The 16,924-nt window shown below is 60.5% G+C and carries 16 protein-coding genes and 2 pseudogenes; 6 read left to right on the top strand and 12 right to left on the bottom strand.

All coding sequences use genetic code 11. The features are described 5' to 3' along the window. Nucleotides 1-119: 119 nt before the first annotated feature. The 3 genes from L981_RS09155 to L981_RS09145 all read left to right on the top strand — a co-directional run bounded on the left by L981_RS09155 (nucleotide 120) and on the right by L981_RS09145 (nucleotide 2,607). The gene (locus tag L981_RS09155; protein ID WP_043614239.1) at nucleotides 120-1,442 is read left to right on the top strand and encodes a DUF6538 domain-containing protein; all 1,323 of its coding nucleotides are present in this window, start codon (nucleotides 120-122) and stop codon (nucleotides 1,440-1,442) included. 222 nt (nucleotides 1,443-1,664) lie between these two features. Beyond that, on the top strand, nucleotides 1,665-2,210 hold the full coding sequence (locus L981_RS33255; protein WP_052201686.1) for an ImmA/IrrE family metallo-endopeptidase: 546 nt from the start codon (nucleotides 1,665-1,667) through the stop codon (nucleotides 2,208-2,210). Nucleotides 2,211-2,250: 40 nt separating this feature from the next. Next, nucleotides 2,251-2,607 carry a hypothetical protein gene (locus L981_RS09145; protein WP_156134017.1) on the top strand — a complete coding sequence of 119 codons (357 nt, stop codon included), beginning with the start codon at nucleotides 2,251-2,253 and terminating at the stop codon, nucleotides 2,605-2,607. On the opposite strand, the pseudogene ligD reads toward L981_RS09145, so the two are convergent. Next, nucleotides 2,597-3,500: pseudogene (ligD, locus tag L981_RS33685) on the bottom strand (non-homologous end-joining DNA ligase). The gene L981_RS09145 and the pseudogene ligD overlap by 11 nt on opposite strands. 134 nt (nucleotides 3,501-3,634) lie before the next feature. Between ligD and L981_RS09135 the strand changes: the two are divergent. Further along, the gene (locus tag L981_RS09135) at nucleotides 3,635-4,021 is read left to right on the top strand and encodes a hypothetical protein (protein WP_043614232.1); all 387 of its coding nucleotides are present in this window, start codon (nucleotides 3,635-3,637) and stop codon (nucleotides 4,019-4,021) included. Between the two features lie 6 nt (nucleotides 4,022-4,027). On the opposite strand, the gene L981_RS09130 is transcribed toward L981_RS09135, so the two are convergent. The 7 genes from L981_RS09130 to L981_RS09100 form a co-directional block, all read right to left on the bottom strand. Then, complete coding sequence (locus L981_RS09130; protein WP_043614228.1) at nucleotides 4,028-4,399, bottom strand: DUF1515 family protein; 372 nt, start codon at nucleotides 4,397-4,399, stop codon at nucleotides 4,028-4,030. Beyond that, the gene (locus tag L981_RS35515) at nucleotides 4,399-4,638 is read right to left on the bottom strand and encodes a hypothetical protein (protein WP_043614606.1); all 240 of its coding nucleotides are present in this window, start codon (nucleotides 4,636-4,638) and stop codon (nucleotides 4,399-4,401) included. Before L981_RS35515 ends, L981_RS09130 begins: the two co-directional genes overlap by 1 nt. Nucleotides 4,639-4,758: 120 nt before the next feature. After that, nucleotides 4,759-5,721 (bottom strand): chitinase, encoded by a 963-nt coding sequence (locus L981_RS09120; protein WP_043614225.1) that lies wholly within the window; start codon nucleotides 5,719-5,721, stop codon nucleotides 4,759-4,761. 114 nt (nucleotides 5,722-5,835) lie between these two features. Further along, nucleotides 5,836-6,585 (bottom strand): hypothetical protein, encoded by a 750-nt coding sequence (locus L981_RS09115; protein ID WP_156134016.1) that lies wholly within the window; start codon nucleotides 6,583-6,585, stop codon nucleotides 5,836-5,838. A gap of 254 nt (nucleotides 6,586-6,839) precedes the next feature. Then, on the bottom strand, nucleotides 6,840-9,680 hold the full coding sequence (locus L981_RS35000) for a WD40 repeat domain-containing protein (RefSeq protein ID WP_052201683.1): 2,841 nt from the start codon (nucleotides 9,678-9,680) through the stop codon (nucleotides 6,840-6,842). Between the two features lie 70 nt (nucleotides 9,681-9,750). Next, entirely contained in the window at nucleotides 9,751-11,820 is a 2,070-nt protein-coding gene (locus L981_RS09105) for a hypothetical protein (RefSeq protein ID WP_043614223.1), read from the bottom strand. After that, a complete protein-coding gene (locus L981_RS09100) occupies nucleotides 11,820-12,218 on the bottom strand; it encodes a hypothetical protein (protein WP_043614222.1) in 399 nt (132 codons plus the stop codon). The genes L981_RS09105 and L981_RS09100 overlap by 1 nt, the downstream gene beginning before the upstream one ends. A 67-nt stretch (nucleotides 12,219-12,285) precedes the next feature. Between L981_RS09100 and L981_RS09095 the strand changes: the two genes are divergently transcribed. Then, nucleotides 12,286-12,540: a hypothetical protein gene (locus L981_RS09095; protein ID WP_043614220.1), complete on the top strand. Its 255-nt coding sequence runs from the start codon at nucleotides 12,286-12,288 to the stop codon at nucleotides 12,538-12,540. Nucleotides 12,541-12,606: 66 nt separating this feature from the next. Here the strand turns inward: L981_RS09095 and L981_RS09090 are convergent, their stop codons facing one another. From L981_RS09090 to L981_RS09080, 3 genes are read right to left on the bottom strand one after another with little or no spacing between them, the layout of a single operon-like run. Continuing rightward, complete coding sequence (locus L981_RS09090; RefSeq protein ID WP_245281610.1) at nucleotides 12,607-13,176, bottom strand: hypothetical protein; 570 nt, start codon at nucleotides 13,174-13,176, stop codon at nucleotides 12,607-12,609. Next, nucleotides 13,176-13,889 carry a hypothetical protein gene (locus L981_RS09085; protein WP_043614219.1) on the bottom strand — a complete coding sequence of 238 codons (714 nt, stop codon included), beginning with the start codon at nucleotides 13,887-13,889 and terminating at the stop codon, nucleotides 13,176-13,178. The genes L981_RS09090 and L981_RS09085 overlap by 1 nt, the downstream gene beginning before the upstream one ends. After that, complete coding sequence (locus L981_RS09080; RefSeq protein WP_082005950.1) at nucleotides 13,882-16,149, bottom strand: tape measure protein; 2,268 nt, start codon at nucleotides 16,147-16,149, stop codon at nucleotides 13,882-13,884. The genes L981_RS09085 and L981_RS09080 overlap by 8 nt, the downstream gene beginning before the upstream one ends. A gap of 15 nt (nucleotides 16,150-16,164) precedes the next feature. Here L981_RS09080 and L981_RS09075 point away from each other — a divergent pair, with 15 nt between their 5' ends. Beyond that, complete coding sequence (locus L981_RS09075) at nucleotides 16,165-16,536, top strand: hypothetical protein (RefSeq protein ID WP_043614216.1); 372 nt, start codon at nucleotides 16,165-16,167, stop codon at nucleotides 16,534-16,536. Nucleotides 16,537-16,648: 112 nt separating this feature from the next. Here the strand turns inward: L981_RS09075 and L981_RS09070 are convergent. Then, a pseudogene (locus L981_RS09070) lies at nucleotides 16,649-16,924 on the bottom strand (hypothetical protein); the annotation flags it as partial.

Here is a 16,924-nt window from a genome sequence, read left to right as displayed (position 1 = left end):
CAATAGCTTAGCTGCAATCTTGAAAGCGCCAGCGATCAGACCTCCCCGCTGCACCTTGCTTTTTTGGTTACATTTTGGGTACTTTTCGGACCACAAAAGGCTCTGAAAGGCGCTCATTCATGGGATCTGACGATCTCTCCCGCTACGTCGTGAAGCATCCAGCCAGCGGAATTTACCGCTATTATCGCCGCGTCCCGACGGAAGTCGCTCACCTCGACCAGCGATCCCACGTCAAGCAGTCCCTAAAAACGAAGAATTTGAAGGAGGCGCTGGAGAAGGCCCAATCGGTGCACGAGGCCGCTGAGAGCCTTTGGCGAGCGCTGCTGGCTGGCAACGACAACGAAACGGCGTTTGCGCGCTACGAGGCCGCTGTGAGGCTCGCACAGTCGCTCGGCTTCACCTATCGACCGATCACCGAAATCGCGTCGCTCCCGCTTGAGGAAATCGAGCGGCGGCTGGCTGTCGTTGGAGAAAACCTCGATAGATCGCAAATGATCGTCGACGCGGTCGCAGGAACGGTCGATGAGCCGGCGCCGCGCCTCAGCAACATCTGGTCTCTTTACGAGAAGCACAATGCCGCAGGCCTCACCGGCATGTCGAAGAATCAGCTTCGAAAGACCAAAGTGTCGCGCGAACGGGCAATCACTTACGCGATCGACGTGATGGGGGATCTTGAGCTGGGCGCAATCACTCGTCCCGACGTGCTGAAGTTTCGCCAGTGGTGGACGGACAAGATTATCGACGAGGGTCTGAAGGCCGACACGGCCAATCGCTCGTTCAGCGACATCATGGGCATGCTCACGCCCATAGACGCAGCGCTACACACGAATTACCACGCGGTATGGGAAAAGGCCCGCATCAAGGAGACGAACGCCACTAAAGGCCGCAGCCGCCCGCCCTTTTCCAGCGAATGGATCGCATCGAAGATCCTGCTGCCGGGCACCATGGATATGCTCGACGAGGATGCGCGCCTGGTCGCCTACGTGATGGTGGAAACGGGCGCCCGCCTTGGCGAGATCTGCAATCTCAGGCCGCAGGATATCCGTCTCGACGATGAGGTCCCGCACATCGAAGTGGCGGAGCGCGATGATAGGCGGCAGAAGAGCGACTATTCGATCAGACGCGTGCCGCTCGTCGGGGTTTCGCTGTGGGCCATGCGCCAGCGGCCGCAGGGCTTCAAGAAGTATCACGACAAGGCCGACTCCGCCTCTGCGCTGATCAACAAGGTCCTGCGAAATAACGGCTTGATGCAGAGCGATGACCATTCAATCTACTCGCTACGCCATAGCTTCCAGGATCGAATCGAAAACGCGAACTGCTCCGATCGCATGCAGGCCGACCTGATGGGCCACGAGTTCGGGCGACCGCGCTATGGTGACGGAGCGGAGATGAAGCGCCGGCAGGCGTTTCTCAGTGGGATTATGTTCGCGTGGGTAATGTGAGATCATGTCTCACCGACGGATGTCGCGGGCTTCGCACAGGAACTTAGAAGTGCATACACCGTTTCGTTACCATGATGCGTCATGATAGCCCTATCTGATCAGTCGAGCGCATCTTTACCGCAACGCACAATGACACCATATTGTGTGGAATCGATGTTGATTGTAACGTCCGGCCACAGCTCACGGGAGGCTTTCAGGCTGTGATGCCGGAAAGGAGCGCGAATGACAATGGCTCAAGCTCATCACTACGGTGGTGGGGGCTTCGCCCCATCTTCGGCAGAGCCGAAGGTTGCGCGGTGGGATCACGCTAAGAAATCAGCGGACAGCCTGACCGCTCTATACACCACTCCGCCAATCCCTGTGCTCGAAATCGCAGAGTCAAACGGCGTGAACGTTGTCTTTGCAGATTTCGGAAAACAGAACGAGATGGTCGCTGGTTTTTGCGACTTTAAGACTGCACGCCTTTATGTGAACAAGGATGATCGCGTCGAGCGCCAGTTCTTTACGATCGCTCATGAGTTCGGTCACTGGATGCTTCATCGGGATCTATTTCTGGCTCACCCTGAAAAGTATCCGGTTCTGCCTCGCTTCCAGAATGTCCCTGCACACACTCCGATGGAACAGGAAGCAAACTATTTCGCCGCTAATCTACTCGTCCCGGCCAGGTTGCTGCGTCCTGTAATGCACGCGCCAGTCACCTATCTGGCTAACATCTTCCGCGTCTCAAAGACCATGATGGAGTATCGCGTAAAGAATGTCAGGGCCTGATGAGCCGACCGATGATAAGCTCCCGACGCCAGAGGATATCTTGGCGTCGGAAGACTTTAACATTGATCTTAGCGAAGAATATCAAACAGACGTCGAGCGAGCCTTCAGCCGTGACGCTGTCCGATCCGAGGCTGAGTGGGCGCATCTAAAGGGCCTTCAGGATCACTATTGGCACAAAGGCAATTGGTCCTGGTTCCTCATGGCAATTATGTCGGCCATGATAATCTTCCAGTCGACACTGCTCGGATTAGTGGGCTCGGGAGTTTGGGACTTCTCGAAATACGAATGGCTGCTGCCGGCGTTGCTCGTACAGAACCTCGGTCAGATAATCGCACTGGCCTTCGTCGTCGTCAGATCGCTTTTCAAGGATCAGGGTTTCGTCAAACCTATGAAGTAACCCGCTTCTCCACGCCCTTGAACGACGGATGACGCAATTTCCCGTCTTCCGTCCAGGCGCGATACTCGACATCGGCGACAAGAACCGGCTGCGTAAACACCGCCCCCTTGCGCGCCAGCTTCACCGCCGGCGTTGTGGTCGAGATCGTTTTCCAGCAGCTTCCGCAGCTCACGCGATAGCTCATCGCTCCAGCCAGTCCCCACGCCACCGACATAGTTCAGCTCCTCGCCCTCGCGCTTCGCCAGTAGCAGCCGACCAATTCGACCCGGCTTCGTCGATGGCTCGAAGCCCACGATCACGAACTGGTCGCGCCTGGTGCATTTTATTTTTAGCCACTCCGGCCGACGGCCCGAGTGATACGACTTGTCCCGCCGCTTGGCGATGATCCCTTCCAGTCCCAGCTCGCAAGCGACTCGAAAGAACGCGGCGCCATCGGCATCCACCTCCTCCGAAAGACGGATCGCGCCATCCCGGCCGGCGAGCAGCTGCTCGAGCAGGATGCGACGCTCGGCCAGCGGCATCCGGCGCAGATCGCGACCGTCGAGGTAGAGGAGATCGAAGGCAAAGAGGAGGACTTCGCCAGGGCCATGCACGCCCGGCCGGCGCCCGAGGGCGCGCTGCAGCAGGCCGAAGTCGGATCGGCCCTTGCCGTCGAGCACGACGGCCTCGCCGTCGATGATCGCGGTATTGACGCCCAGGAGCGGCGCCGCGGCAGCTATGGAGGGGAAGCGTTCGGCCCAGTCATGGCCATTGCGCGTCAGGATGAGAACTCGATCGGGCTCGATATGGAGTGCGACTCGGTAACCGTCCCATTTCACTTCAAAGGCCCAGGCAGGGCCTGTAGGCGGCTTATCGACGAGCGTCGCGACGCAAGGCTCGACGCGGACCGGCATCGGGTCCGGAGGCGGTCTCTGCTTCGTGGTTCGATCCATGCGGGCATTAACGCACAGATCCGCGAAAACGTCTCATTGACTCTCGCGACAACGAGAACGTAATAGGAACAAAATCCCATCGAGAGGAGAAGATCATGCCGAACGAGATCAAGCTCAAGTATCACTGGCGAAGGCTACCGGGCGACCCGGAGACCCTCTTTCACGGCAATGATGGAGACCGCCGAATGGGGCGCGTCGAGAAAGGCGTTACCGGAAGCCATTATCTTTGGTTCATGAACTTCCAGCACGGCATCAACGATCCCGCCGTCGCCGTTACCTTGAACGGCGCAGCGGAGAGCGCGAGAGAAGCCGCAGCGGCCTGCGAGCGCTGCTATGAGGCCGTGTTGAATGTCACATGGCCAGGAATGACGGTAGCACTGCGCGACCGCCTTTTGGGGCATGAGCAGGACATGAAGGATCGCAAGGCGCAGTGGGAAAGAGATAAGCGCCGAGAGGAGATCGGCTTGACGGTCATCCGCTAGAAACAGTCAGACCTTCCCAATGATGACGAATACGATCCGCCGGATGGCCTCGGCGAAACTCACGCCGAGCGCCATCGCAGCAATGCCAGTTACGCCGAGCGCGCCGATGCCCATCAACTTCCATCGACGAACATCGTCAGTCACTGGCTTCATCTCCGCCACATCCTCGCCGATTGTGGCAACCGAGGCCTCGACATGCCCGACGCGATCGACAAGCTGATCCATACGCTGATGCACGGCGGCGCGGCTCGCCGCCGCTTTGTCTTCCGCCCGCATCGACCCTTCTTCCAATCGCCGAATAGATTCCTGCAGGCTCCGCATGCCTGCGACCAGCTCGCCAAGCTGGCGATGTACTGCCGCATCTTCTGATGGTGCCATTAGTCCCGTTCCCCGTGCCTCTCACATTCCGCCTTCGTCCAGACCGCCGCGGCGCAGATGCCGACGACGGTCCGATCAATTTTCCGCTGATCTTCCGGCGTTACCCCCCGCGCGCCGATGAGATCAGTTCCGACTACCCGCCGCAGACCGTCGACACTTGCCGGCGCCGAAGTCCCACATCCCTGGAGAGCAAAGGTCAAAGCGAGAGCGGACATCGTCCGCAGCGCGGCCAGCTTCATTGTTCTGCCTTTCGATTGAAGTTCGGGCATCGTCGCCGCCTCTCCAGTAAATCCAGAGCAGAAAGCTGGCGACGATCGCGAGCACGGCCACGGCCGCGATGGTACGAGGCGTCGAGAGCATCACACGCCCTCGATCGCCGTCTTGATCTCACGAACGGCCGCGATGATCTGATGCCGCAGCACCAGGCCGACGCCGATCGCGACGAGACCGACGCCGCCGATCGCGAGCACTGTCTGCCAGTTGGCGCCAGCAAGCGCGGAAATCCCCGTGCCGGCCGCCGAGGCGCCGCCGAACAGCCAGCCCCAGAGGTTCGTCTTTTTCTTCACTTCGGTTTCGACAGCCGGCGGCACGACGGTTTCCGTCACCGGCGCCACCTTCACCTCTGGTTTCGACGCCTCGCCGGGGACCAGCGCGACAAGCCGCTTGTGCAATGCCGCGCGCGTGCGGGGTCCGACGTCGCCGTCGACATCGAGGCGACTGTCAGACTGAAACTGCCTGATGTTATCCGGCCGGTAGCCAAGTACGACCAGCGCCAGGCGCGCGAAGCGGTCGACGCGATCGGCGAAGCCGTTCTTGCCGCCGTTGATCTTCTTCGTAATCGTCTCAACGTCGCCCTGGTCGGCCCAGCGGTTAAGGTCACGCTCGCTCCAATAGAAGATCGGCACGAGCCCTTCCCACGGATCGCGATTGACCGCGTCCGGATTGACGACGAAGTCCGGGCAATCGAGCCCCTGCCGCCGGCACCAGTCGCGGAACAGACGGTAGTTGTATTTCCCGGTCAGCTGCATGGCCGTGCGGCCTGCATACTTCCTGCCGTCGCCATCGCGCTCCGGCGTGTTGCCGAGATCCGGGCGAGTATCGTAGCGCTCTTGCGCCGGCGTCGGCCCCCAGATCTCGCGATCGAAGCGGAAGTCCGCACTTTCGTGCCCGAGCTGCGCAAAATAGTGGACGAGCCGATGCGGCTTATCGAGGCCGAACATGTCCCCGTAGCGATCGAGCGCGACGAGCACGGATTTCAGGTTGTCTTCCTTGACCGGCCCTTTCGCGGCCGTGCGGATTTGCTGCGCGGTGATGACGCTCATTAGGGATGCCTCATTTTCGGGGAATGCAGGCCATCATCCAACGCGGCATAGTGCCGGCAGGAGAAAGGGTGATGGGACTACAGTTGAAAGGCTCGCCCGGGGTGCCGGGCGAAGCTAGGCGGGTTTCTCAAAGACGGCGTAGAACTCCATTGAGTTCCAAAGAGTCGGGTAAATCCGCGCAACGGGCATTTTGATGAACCCCCGTTCGAATAGCTGCCGCATAACCACTCGGAAGCTGGCCGGCGTGAAGATCCAGCTATGAACGTCGATGTATTGCCCCATCGCAAGCCGCGCTTGCTCTAGGACGTTCTCGAAAACACCAGGGCGCTCTGTAAAAAACTCGTTATCAATCCGCCTGCTGCCGTGATCCCCGGCCCAATGTCTCGCCGGGTCGTTATGTGTGAGGTTCATGGTGTGCTCAAGAACCTTCCCGGGCGGGTGAAATTGCCGTCCCTCGATGTACGCGGCCACGGCATCAATGAACCGAGTTTCCGGGTGAAAATGATCGAAGCAGTATCGCTTGTCAGGCGCGATGACATAGTATCGGCCGCCGGGCTCCAACAGATCGAAGACGCCGTTCAGGTGCCTGATCAGATCGACTTGATGCTCGATGGAATGGCAACTGAACACATTTCGAAAACGACCGGAAACTGACGACAGATCGCCAGCCGGATGGTTGAAATCGATCTCCTGCGCAGCCTCGATCCCCGCCAACAGATGCTTCCTGTTCTCCTCCTCCTCGGAATAGGTGATGATCTTGCGGGCGCGCGCAACCATCTGCTCCTTATTGAGGATGTCGAAGTATTTAACGCTGTAGGCAGGTCGTCGCAGGCACGGATTGAGAAACGGCCCGATCTCGAGCACTGTCTCGCTCCGAGGAACGAGATCGAGAAAGGCGGACCGGCCCGACACCTTCGAGCAGACCCGTCCTTCTGACATTCCATGATTGCGGTAGTGTTGCTCAAGCCCCTCTCTGCTGTGCGAGAGAAGGTCACTGTGCCGTCTTCGGTAGATACGGCCATCGAATTCGGCCGGCAGGCTTGTTCTCCGAAAAAACACGGTTCTCCGTCCGAGCTACAGGGTAAGGTTGTCGTTTGTGCTGCCTTGCACGGTCAAGGTCAAGGCGTTGCGGCTCCAATGGTGTTGTTGGTCCCGTTGTTCACATTGGGAGTAGTGACACTCTCGTAGCGATTGTTGACGACGAGGATGTCGTGAGAGCCACTATTGAGGACGTTCCCCGACGGCATAAAGCCGTACTGGTTCGCGGTGATAATGCCGTGATGTGAGCCGGAAATAGCCTGCACGCCGGCCGCACCGGTCACGGTTCCCTGACCTTGGAAGTGGGTATTCGTCACCGACCAGCGATAACCTGCGGTTCGGATCCCGACCTGATTGACCTTGTCAATAATGAAGAAGGTGTTGGCTACCTCCATACTGGTCGCCTCGGTCGACAGAACCTCGATCCCGGCAACCCGGGTATTCATGTGTCCCCCGGTCACAAGCAAACCGTCGTTCGCGTGCTGCCCCGCGGGAACATAAACGCCACACCGTCCGCCCACGAAGTCACTGCCGTTCACAACGATACCCTGGACGTATTCGCCGACCAGAATTGCGTTCTCGAACTGCGAGAAGAAGCAATTATTGAACGTGTGCTTGACGCAGTAGTCTCCGGTGGCGCTCTGCAATTCAATCAAGTTGCCGCGCCCATTTGGATCGCCGATCGGCGTGCCGGGGCCAATGAAACGGCAATTGTCGAACACAAGGTTGTTAGTTCGATAGCCGTAAACGGCCGTCTTCCAATGGTCCGAGACCTTATAGCCATCCAACCCTTTGAACACGACATCCTTGAAGATGTTGTACTCGGCCGCAGCCGGGTCGCCGTAGGCTGGGCTAATCAGACGGAACGCTGACATAGCTGTTGTCTCGCTATCTGTCTGGACATTGAGATGCGCGAGATTGAATGAGTTGAACACGGTCTGATAGTTCAAGGTAAGCGCAGCGGTTAGCTCCCCCCGAAAATTCAGAAGCGTCTGACGGCCAGTCCCTTCAATGGCGATGCTCTGGAAAGGTGCCGTGCAAGTCAGCGTCACCGGTGCGGAAACATTGAAGGTGCCGTTCGGGATCTTCCCCTTCTTCGAATCGAACAGGCAGGCATTTAGGAAACTCCCCCACGGCGTCGTATAATCGTCGGCAACGCCGGGAGCACCGAAATCGGTCTTGAGGTCCACATAGCCCTTCGATGCGATCTTCAGATAGGTCGCTCCGAGAATGACGTCAGTGGACCGATAGCCGCTGATGGACGTCATGACGCGGTTGCCTGTGCCACTGATCGACACCGACACGAACATCTTCAGGGCCGGCGACCAGCAGACTGAACGCCAGTCATTATCCGCCGCACTGGTCGTTGCCGACCAGCTGATGCCATCCGAGGAAAGCATGAGCCGGTTGCCGGTGCCCGAGCCGGCCACAGCGATGAATTCGCCAAGGTCGGGTGACCAGCAAACCGAACGCCAATCATTGTCGGACGCACTGGTTCGCGCCGTCCAGTTGATGCCATCCGGCGAGGTCATGACACGGTTGCCCGTGCCGGAGCTCGAGACGGCGACAAGCAGTCGCAGCTCCGACGACCAGCAGACCGAACGCCAGTCGTTGTCGGCCGCGCTGGTGCGCAGCGTCCAGGTGATGCCGTCCGGCGAGGTCATCGCCCGGTTGCCGGTGCCACTTCCGGCGACAGCGACGAAGAGCTTCAGCTCCGGAGACCAGCAGACCGAGCGCCAGCTATTATCGGCTGGCGACGTGCGCAGCGTCCAAGTGATGCCGTCCGGCGAGGTCATGACACGGTTGCCCGTGCCGGTGATCGCGGTCGCGACAAACAGCGAAAGCTCCGGCGACCAGCAGACCGACAGCCAGTCATTGTCCGCGGGCGTCGTGCGCGCCGTCCAGTTGATGCCGTCGGGTGAGGTCATCACCCGGTTGCCAGTGCCCGAACTTGCCACGGCCACGAAGAGCCGCAGTTCCGGCGACCAGCAGACCGAGATCCAGCTGTTGTCGACCGGGCTGGTGCGCAGCGTCCAGGTGGCGCCGTCCGGAGAGGTCATCACCCGGTTTCCGGTGCCCGTGCCGGCCACAGCGACAAACAGGTGAAGATCCGGAGACCAGCAGATCGACAGCCAGTTATTGTCTGCCGGAGACGCGGCGCTCACCCAGGCATAGGCGTTGACGGCATCGCGCGCCTTCTTATCCGGCGCCACTTTTCGCGCCTGGTAGAACAGCGCAAGCGGCGTCTTATCCGCCGCAGCGGCAGCAGCAGCCTGCGCTTGGTCCCTCGCCAGCTCGGCAGCAGCCTGCGCTGCCTCGGCAGCAGCGACAATGGCGCTGGAGACCTGGTCGTTGATGAGGCGGAACGTGCTGCCCGATACAACGCCAAGAACGATCATTCCGGACACAAGGCCGCCTGCAGCGACGTTGTTGCCGGTGTTCGTCTTGATCGTCAGCGGCGCGCCGCCGTTGAAGCTGACCGTCACCGGCGCGGCCGTGTTCGCCTCGAAGATGTTCATCCAGACGAGAGCCGACGCCGAAACCGGAATGCTGGTCGTGACCTGGATGTCGTTGGCCGTGCCGGCGCCCACGTCATTCGCGATGATGAAGGAGAACGGCAGATCGCCGGCACGCGTCCAGGAGCCGGTGCCAACACCGCCGACTTTTCGATAGATGCCATTGTTGGCGACGGTGGCGTCTCCAAGCACCCAGGCCATGCTGTTTGCGGGTCGCGCCAGATCGGCATCCATCACCGCCTTGCTGGAATAGATCAGGCCACCATTCGAGGTGAAGGCATTGATGATTGCTTCATAGCCCGTAAGCAGGCGCCGGATCTCATCCTTCTTCGGCTTGTTCTTGCCCGACGAAGGCACGCCGTAGGTGACGAAGTCGCGGTAAACGATATTTGCGGTGTCGGCCATGCCTGTCCCCATGCGAAGGCGCTCCGGCGCCGGGCCAGAGCAGTGATTTCAGGAAGAAAGCGAGAGGTCGTCAGGTGACGATTGCGGAGCCCGTCGCAACGGCCGCAGCCGGTACGCCGGAAGAATTGATGGCTACGATGAAGCCGTAATAGGTGCCGGCGCTTAAGCCGGTGACGATGCGCGTGTCATCCGCCGCGGGCGCGCCGTACTCGGTCGCGACCAAAGTGGCGCCGGTCATGCTGTTCGTCGTGTTGAGGTAGAGCCGAGAAGCGAAGTATTTCGGGCTGTTCGGCGCGGTCCAATCGAACTGTGCCTGACCCACACCACCGGTCAGGTCGGCATTGGTCACGATGCCGGGCGCAACCGGGTCGGCCGTCGCCGTGCGGATCTCGTAATCGGTCCATTCCGAGCTTGCGCCGTTCGACCAGGCACGAAGCCGGAACCGGTACTGCACGCCATCGGAAAGGTAGCCGGAGCGAACCTGTGTCTCCTCCGCTTGCGACGTCACCGAGCGCGGAGGCTCGATCTCGGACGTCGGCTGCCACTCCAATTCATAGACCAGAGCGTCCGAAACGAAGTCCCAGATCGCGAGACCGTAGGCTGCAGTCGCGCCCCCACTGACAACCTCCGTCGCGATCGAGACGCCGAAATTCGTCGGCAACGGAACGCCCTGCGGCGGCAGAGGCGTCACGCTTGCCCCAGGCGCCCCCTCCTCAGTCGCCGCATTGAAGGCGTAGAGGTTTGACGGCACCACGATGCCAGAGAATTCGATCGTCAGGTTGCGCAGCGAGAGCTTCGGCGTCGCCGTTATCTCGATGACCACTTCCGTCAGCCGAGGCGGCAGGTGCACGCGAACGAAGCGACGATAGGGCACGTTCTTCGCCGCCTCGTAGTGGGCAACGATCGTCACGCGCGGGGCGTTACGCCGTGTGTATTTCAGCTTCTGCAGACGGGCCACATGGTTGTGGCTTTGGAGCGCCTGGTTGTCGACGGTCACCGTCCGCTCGGTATCCTCACCGGCATAGGGATCGCCGTAGATCGCCGCGTCCACCGTGTTGTAGCGGCTTGCCGGATCAGTGAAACGGCCGCGCACTGCAAGCACTGTCGAGGCGCGTCGCTGGTTGACGTCATGGGTGCAGCGGATGATGTCATCGGCCGTCAGTCTGATATCCGGCTCGACATACTGCCCGGCATGCACTCCGATCAGCCCGTCCGGCCGCTCATACACGACCAGCTCGGCGGCCTCATCCATCAACCGGCCAACCTGCACCGGGTCATTGTTCGCCCGAAACCAGAAGCCGCCATGATAGCGCTTCTCGGTCCCGCCGCTTCTGTTGATCACGTCCTGGTCGCCAACATTGGCGGCACTGATCCAGTCCGGCAGGTACATGTCGGCATAGTTGAGCTTGCCGCCGACTGGGTGGCAAAGGTGCCAGAGCCGCATCAGCGGTAGGTTTTGGGTGAATTCCCAGGTGTTATCATCGTCAGGGTTATGGCCCGGGGCCCGAGGGTCGAAGAGCAACGCACCATCGATCACCGCCGAATGCTGCGGCATCTGGTTTGGGAACACCTTGAGGTAGTCCTTGCTGCTGGCCGTTGCGCAAGTCATCAGGACCGTCGCCAGGCCATCGCCGCGATGATTGTTGCTCCAGATCGTCGGGAACGTGGTGACCATGAACGGATAGGCGGTCTCAGCGTCGAGCCCGAGCCGAGTGTTGAGCCGGACATAGGCGCCCCCCTTGTAGAAATAGTTTGCCGGGGAAGTGACGATATCGCCGGTAAGCGTCACCGCATCATCGTGCAGATAGTGCTGCACGTACCCGGCGATGCGGTGCGCCGCCACGATCAGCACGTGATAGGCAACGCCACCAGACTCCTCGAGCGCCGCATAGTCACTGCCCTTCTTCACTCGGCCAAGAGCGTAGGTCAGCGGCGGGACAGGCTGCTTCAGGTTATAGCTGCCGTCCTCCGGTTTCGGCACGGAAGGTTTCTGCACGAACAGCCCTTGCAAGGCCTGCGCGCCGAAGGCGAGACCCGCATACGCGAGCGCATAGGTACCGAGATAGAGCAGGTTCGCGCCAACGACGGATGTCGCGATCGACGAGACAATGAGCGCGGTCAGTTCGATCACACCAGGCATCAGATCATCCAGATTGCGAGCGGCATCGCCACCATCGGGCCGATGCTGTTCTTGAAGCGCACCAGCCAGCGCTCCCCGTCGTGGATCGCGCCGAACTGGCGGTGAATGTTAAAAGGCGAGCCAATGACGCCGATCGAGCCGCAGGAGGGCTGCTGCACGCGCCGCCCGCCGATCCGGCTGGCGCAGTCGGCGACGAGCGACACCACGCCGCCAGCATGCTCGACGATCAGGCGGAAACCGTCGTCGCTGTCATATGTCCCGCGCAGATGCGCCGCCGGGTCCGGATGGCCGAGCCAGAGCGCCCAGGACGCGAGGAGGAGACAGCAATCGACATCGACGCCAGGCCGCCATGGCTTCTCGCCGTAGGCGCGCAGGAAGTCCGCCAAAGTTGAGTTCATGAAATCTACTCGCTCGACTCTCAGGGAACGCCGTGCTTCATTCCGCCTCGAAGATCGGGAGGATTGAATGACTGACGATGGGTGGAAGATGCCGGAGAGCATTACGCTTGGAGCGAACCTGATGTTCGCTCTCAATTTATGTACAACCTTGATCGACAAGGGCGTTCTGACCAGGCAAGAAGCCGCCAACATTATGGTCGAGACAGCTAACGATATCCGATCAGGCTCAGAAGACGGCGCAGGAGAGATCCTTGGGGAGGCCACCGCCGGACCTTACGAACGGTTGGCGGCCATGCTTCTAGGCTACGGAACAGAGCCCTGATCTCATCTTTCGGCGGCTTGGCCGATCGCACCGCATTTGCGGGGTCATTAGACATCCTTTAAGTCCTCACCAGTTGGGCCATCTAATCGTGTTGTCGATCTGAAGCGGGATGCGCTCGCAGAACCGATCCGGCGGCGCCGTCGGGTTGAGCACCTTCGATCGCGCTTTCTGGTCGACGTCCGAAAGCACGGCCCCATTCGTCAGCGTGCGCAGCGTGAAGCGGTTCGTGATTTCGATCGTGATCGTCGACAGGATCTGGTCATCGGTCGCCGCGTCATCGAAGATGATGTCGTCGATCGTGCCGGTGAACTTGATATCCGGTGAGCCGACCGGCTGGTCGAATTCGTCACAGTCCTGGATCAGGATGCGAACCCGCGTCCCGATCACTTCCCCGTCCTGATAGTCCGACCAGATGACATTCGACAGTTCCTGGTCGATGCCGGAAAGCGCCAACGACAACGTGAACGCTTCCGCATTGATCGCCAGCTCGATCTGGTCGAGCGCCGATTCCGTCAGCACGCACGGCCGCCAGGTGTTTCCGTCCAGGTCGACGAACAGACCACCCGACCCATCCCAAAGCCGCACGGTCTTCGACGGGAAATCGATCTGCGCCAACACACGAAGAGACTTGATCATCACGACACCAAGGAAGCCCAATAGTCCGTTGCCTCGACAAAGGAGACGCTCGGGAAGAAGTTCTTTGCGATCGCGTCTTGCGTCAGGTCCATGCCGCGATCCTGGGCCAGACGGCAAAGGCATGTGGGCTGGTCGAACTCCAGATCCGAACCCGAAGGGATGAGCGCTCGAACCGTCGGTGAGATAGGAACCGTCCAGACATCCCCGCTGACATCGATCACAGGGCCCGTCTCATAAGCTGCATGCTCAAAGGAGAACTTGACCCCAACCAGGTTCGCCGCTGCATTGATGATTCGCAGGCGGATTGTGGTGGCGCCGACCGGCGTCACTCCTTCCGTTACCACCGAAATCGCGCCCTGACTGTAGGGCGTATCATCATCAAACGACGCATCGTCGCCGTGCGGCACCTCTCCCGACGGTTCGAACGCGCCAGAGAGATAGGGCGCCGAAAGCGACACACGCAACGGAACCACGATCAGGCCAGATCGGCCACCCAGCTTTTGGCGAATGGCCTGCCAGGTTTGCCACTGTTCCCGGTAACGGTTCTGCAGCACCACATTGGCGTAGTCGATGCTCCAATATCCGAGATCCGTTCGGATTGCAGGCTCGACGCCGCCGAGGGACCGACCGCCCGACCTGGTGAACGGAACCAAGCTTGCGGAGATCTGCTGCGGGCGCAGAACGCAGATCGGCCAAACGATATTGTCAGCCATTTCGATAATCCCCACCTGCAGTGTCGCGCTGGTATTGCGCCATAGCGGCGGGCGCCTGCTTGTTTGACTGTTTCACAGCAACGTTGATGATGGTTCCGCTCGCCGTCTGAATGCGCTGATCGGCGATTTCAGCGATGACGGAAGGATCTGCCATCAAGTTGATATTGACGCTTTCTGCCCCTGCCGAAGGAGCCGCCACCGGCGGCACGCGAAGGTCGACCGGGATGCGCCGGCCATCAGGGAGAGGTACGGCCGCTTCTGGCCCCGCCTCACCAAAGATCGCTGCGGATCGAGAGACGCCGCCGCGGGAGAATGTTTTCAAGGGTTGAGGCCTACCGTTGGCGGCAACACCCCCCTTTGCGAAACCAAACAGCGAAAGGAGGCCGCCGAACAGGCCGCCGCGGCCGCCGTCACCACCCCCAAGCCCAGCCAGAGGGCCAGTCCCCAGCAAGGCAGCCTGAGCGACCGCCTCGATCAGGGTGTTCAGAAATTTATCCAATGCGGCATTGCCGGTCTCGATCTGCGGAATGAGATCGGAAAACGCATCAAATGCGGCATCCCCCAGGAAGTCGGCGGCTTGCCGAGCCTGATCTTGGCTCTCCGCCAGCCGATCGGCCGAGGCGGATGCGTTCGCGTAGCCTGTCGCAAGCTCCGTGATCTTGGATTCGAGTTCCGGCGTGATTGCAATCCCCGCCTTCTGCGCCGCCGTAAGCAGATCCTGTTTCGAGCGCGCAAACTCGATGGAAAAACCATAGTCCTCGACGAGCGGGTTGATCTGCGCTTGGGCTGCGGTCTCCGACTGGATTGCCGCGGTGCGCTCTTTGATCTGCTCGATCTCGCGCTGATACTCGTTTTCGCCACCACCTCCGCCGCCGCCACCGCGACGCCGACGACCACTGCCGCCACCACCACTACTACCGCCTGCCGGCGCCTTGAAGTTCTTCAGCGAAACCGGCTTTACGTTGCTGCTGAGCAGATCCTGAGGAACGCCCTGCAACGGATTGAACGGCACCTGAAAGTTTCCAGATCCGCCTGCCGGGATCGCCTCCAAGCCGCTATCGCCGATCTTATACCCGCCGACAAAATCAGACATACCCGCAGCCGCCGCACGAACCTCGGCAAGCTTTGCCTGCACCTGGCTCAACTGCGCGATCGCGTCGGCATTGTCGAAGCCGAGCGACGTATTGAGAGCGATCCGATCCTGAAGGGTCTTTACGTCGCGCTCAAGCGAGGCAACATTCTCCTCCGCCTCTTCTTTGTCGAGATTGAAGACGTTGCCATTCGCGTCGGTCACACCGAGCATCTGATTGAGATCGGCGAAGATCTGCGCATTGCCGAGACTGCCGAGGAACCCACGGAAGCTCGCTTCGGCATCCTTGATCTTCTGGATCAGCCCGGAAACATCGAAATCATTGATGGCATTGGCGGCATTGTTGACGCCGAGCGCAAAATTCTCCCCCGCCCCCGTCGCTTGGTTGAACTCGCGCACGACATCCGTCAGCGCGTTGTAGAGGTTGGTCGACGCCTGCGCGGCGGTGAAGGTGGAGCTTGCCGCCTTCTCCTCGAGAATGACCGCGCCCGCCTCGAACGCTCGGAAGAAGGCCTCCGACGAGATCTGTCCGTCGACGACGAGCGCCTTCAACTGCGAAACCGATCCCCCCGCTTCCTTAAGACCAGCGGCGACGGCTTGGGCGATCGTCGGCGCACCCTCAAGTATCGAGTTGAACTCTTCGGCCTGCACCTTGCCGCTGCCGAGAGCCTGACCGAGCTGTAGCAGCGCACCGCTTGCCGTCTGAGCATCCGTGCCAGCGACGCGCAGTGCAAGTGCGACATTATTGGTGAAGCCGAGCAGCTCCTCGGTGGAAACGCCGAGTTCCTTCTGCGCCTGAGCAGCTTTTCCGTAGAGGGCGGCCAACGTCTCGATTGGCGCCCCGTTCTGCTGCGCAGCCTTCGCCAAGCCCTGATAGACGCGCTCCAGCTCAGCACCCGAAAGCCCAGCCACCTTCAGCGAGTTGTCGATGCGCGTTGCCGATTCCGACAACCGCAGCAGGCCGCGCGTGACCGCTCCACCGGCGAGAACCCCGACAACACCGCGACCGATGCCGACCAGATCGGTAGCCAAGTTCTGGTTGAGCGTCGCGAAACGCTGCTCGATCGCACGCGCCTGCTTGTTTGCCGTCGCATTGGCGCGGCTTAAAGCATTTTCGAAGGCCTTTGTTCTAGCCTCCAAAGCAACTATAAGTCGTTCAACATCAGCCAAAAGGGAGGCTCCTAAATGGAATTCACAGGCGCTATCGGCGCGATCATCATTCTCGTGCTACTGCTGGCCGTGGTCATTTGCCCGTTCGTCATGATCTATCGACCGGCCGATGCGGGTCCGTTCGGCGTGCTCGTCCTTTTCCTGCTGGCCGGCTACTACGTCACGGAAGGCAAATCGGCCTTCACCGAGATAACGGCGGCAGTCTTTGCCGTTGGAGCCTTCCTTTTGGCTGCGCTCATCGCGCTCGCGAGGATCGCGGAGCGTGCCTTCAGCCAAGCCACAGGCCAACAACTCGCTCCAGACCACCCACCCGTCCCGCAAGGCCCCGATCTGATCACGCCGAGTGAGCCAAAAACTGGCGGAAAGTGGACGACGGCTCAGCGTTAAAAGCCTTCAATTCCCAATTCAGCCAGGCGGTCATCTTTCATACTCGGAGCTTTCTCCTCGACTGGATTGATCGCCCGGAAGCCCGCCATGGCGCAGGACAGTTCCCACAGCGTCATGCGTCCGATGTCACGGTGGATGATACCTGCCCACTGGTAGAAGCTGGCGAAGCGCCATTTTCCGCGCGGGAGCGGGCTTTCTTCGCCGTCCCCTCTCCCGCCTTCCCCTCCCCCGGCATATCGTCCTCGCTGCCGAAGAGAGCCGCCATCATGACGGCCTGCGCCGTCAGTACGAATTCCGTGATGGGGCGATCGTGGATGACCCGCATGACGAGCTTGCGGGCCTCATCCTTCGACATCCCTCCGCCTTCAAGACCGAGCCGTATCGGCTC

The sequence above is a fragment of the Ensifer sp. ZNC0028 genome (genome assembly GCF_000799055.1).
GTDB lineage: Bacteria > Pseudomonadota > Alphaproteobacteria > Rhizobiales > Rhizobiaceae > Ensifer.
The sequence above is the reverse complement of the archived record's forward strand: the minus strand, read 5'-3'. Positions and strand labels throughout refer to the sequence as shown.

Coding starts and splice junctions, on each gene's coding strand:
- L981_RS09155 (WP_043614239.1), top strand. CDS start 120: ATGGGATCTGACGATCTCTCCCGCTACGTCGTGAAGCATCCAGCCAGC.
- L981_RS33255 (WP_052201686.1), top strand. CDS start 1,665: ATGACAATGGCTCAAGCTCATCACTACGGTGGTGGGGGCTTCGCCCCA.
- L981_RS09135 (WP_043614232.1), top strand. CDS start 3,635: ATGCCGAACGAGATCAAGCTCAAGTATCACTGGCGAAGGCTACCGGGC.
- L981_RS09130 (WP_043614228.1), bottom strand. CDS start 4,399: ATGGCACCATCAGAAGATGCGGCAGTACATCGCCAGCTTGGCGAGCTG.
- L981_RS35515 (WP_043614606.1), bottom strand. CDS start 4,638: ATGAAGCTGGCCGCGCTGCGGACGATGTCCGCTCTCGCTTTGACCTTT.
- L981_RS09120 (WP_043614225.1), bottom strand. CDS start 5,721: ATGAGCGTCATCACCGCGCAGCAAATCCGCACGGCCGCGAAAGGGCCG.
- L981_RS35000 (WP_052201683.1), bottom strand. CDS start 9,680: ATGGCCGACACCGCAAATATCGTTTACCGCGACTTCGTCACCTACGGC.
- L981_RS09105 (WP_043614223.1), bottom strand. CDS start 11,820: ATGCCTGGTGTGATCGAACTGACCGCGCTCATTGTCTCGTCGATCGCG.
- L981_RS09100 (WP_043614222.1), bottom strand. CDS start 12,218: ATGAACTCAACTTTGGCGGACTTCCTGCGCGCCTACGGCGAGAAGCCA.
- L981_RS09095 (WP_043614220.1), top strand. CDS start 12,286: ATGACTGACGATGGGTGGAAGATGCCGGAGAGCATTACGCTTGGAGCG.
- L981_RS09090 (WP_245281610.1), bottom strand. CDS start 13,176: ATGATCAAGTCTCTTCGTGTGTTGGCGCAGATCGATTTCCCGTCGAAG.
- L981_RS09085 (WP_043614219.1), bottom strand. CDS start 13,889: ATGGCTGACAATATCGTTTGGCCGATCTGCGTTCTGCGCCCGCAGCAG.
- L981_RS09075 (WP_043614216.1), top strand. CDS start 16,165: ATGGAATTCACAGGCGCTATCGGCGCGATCATCATTCTCGTGCTACTG.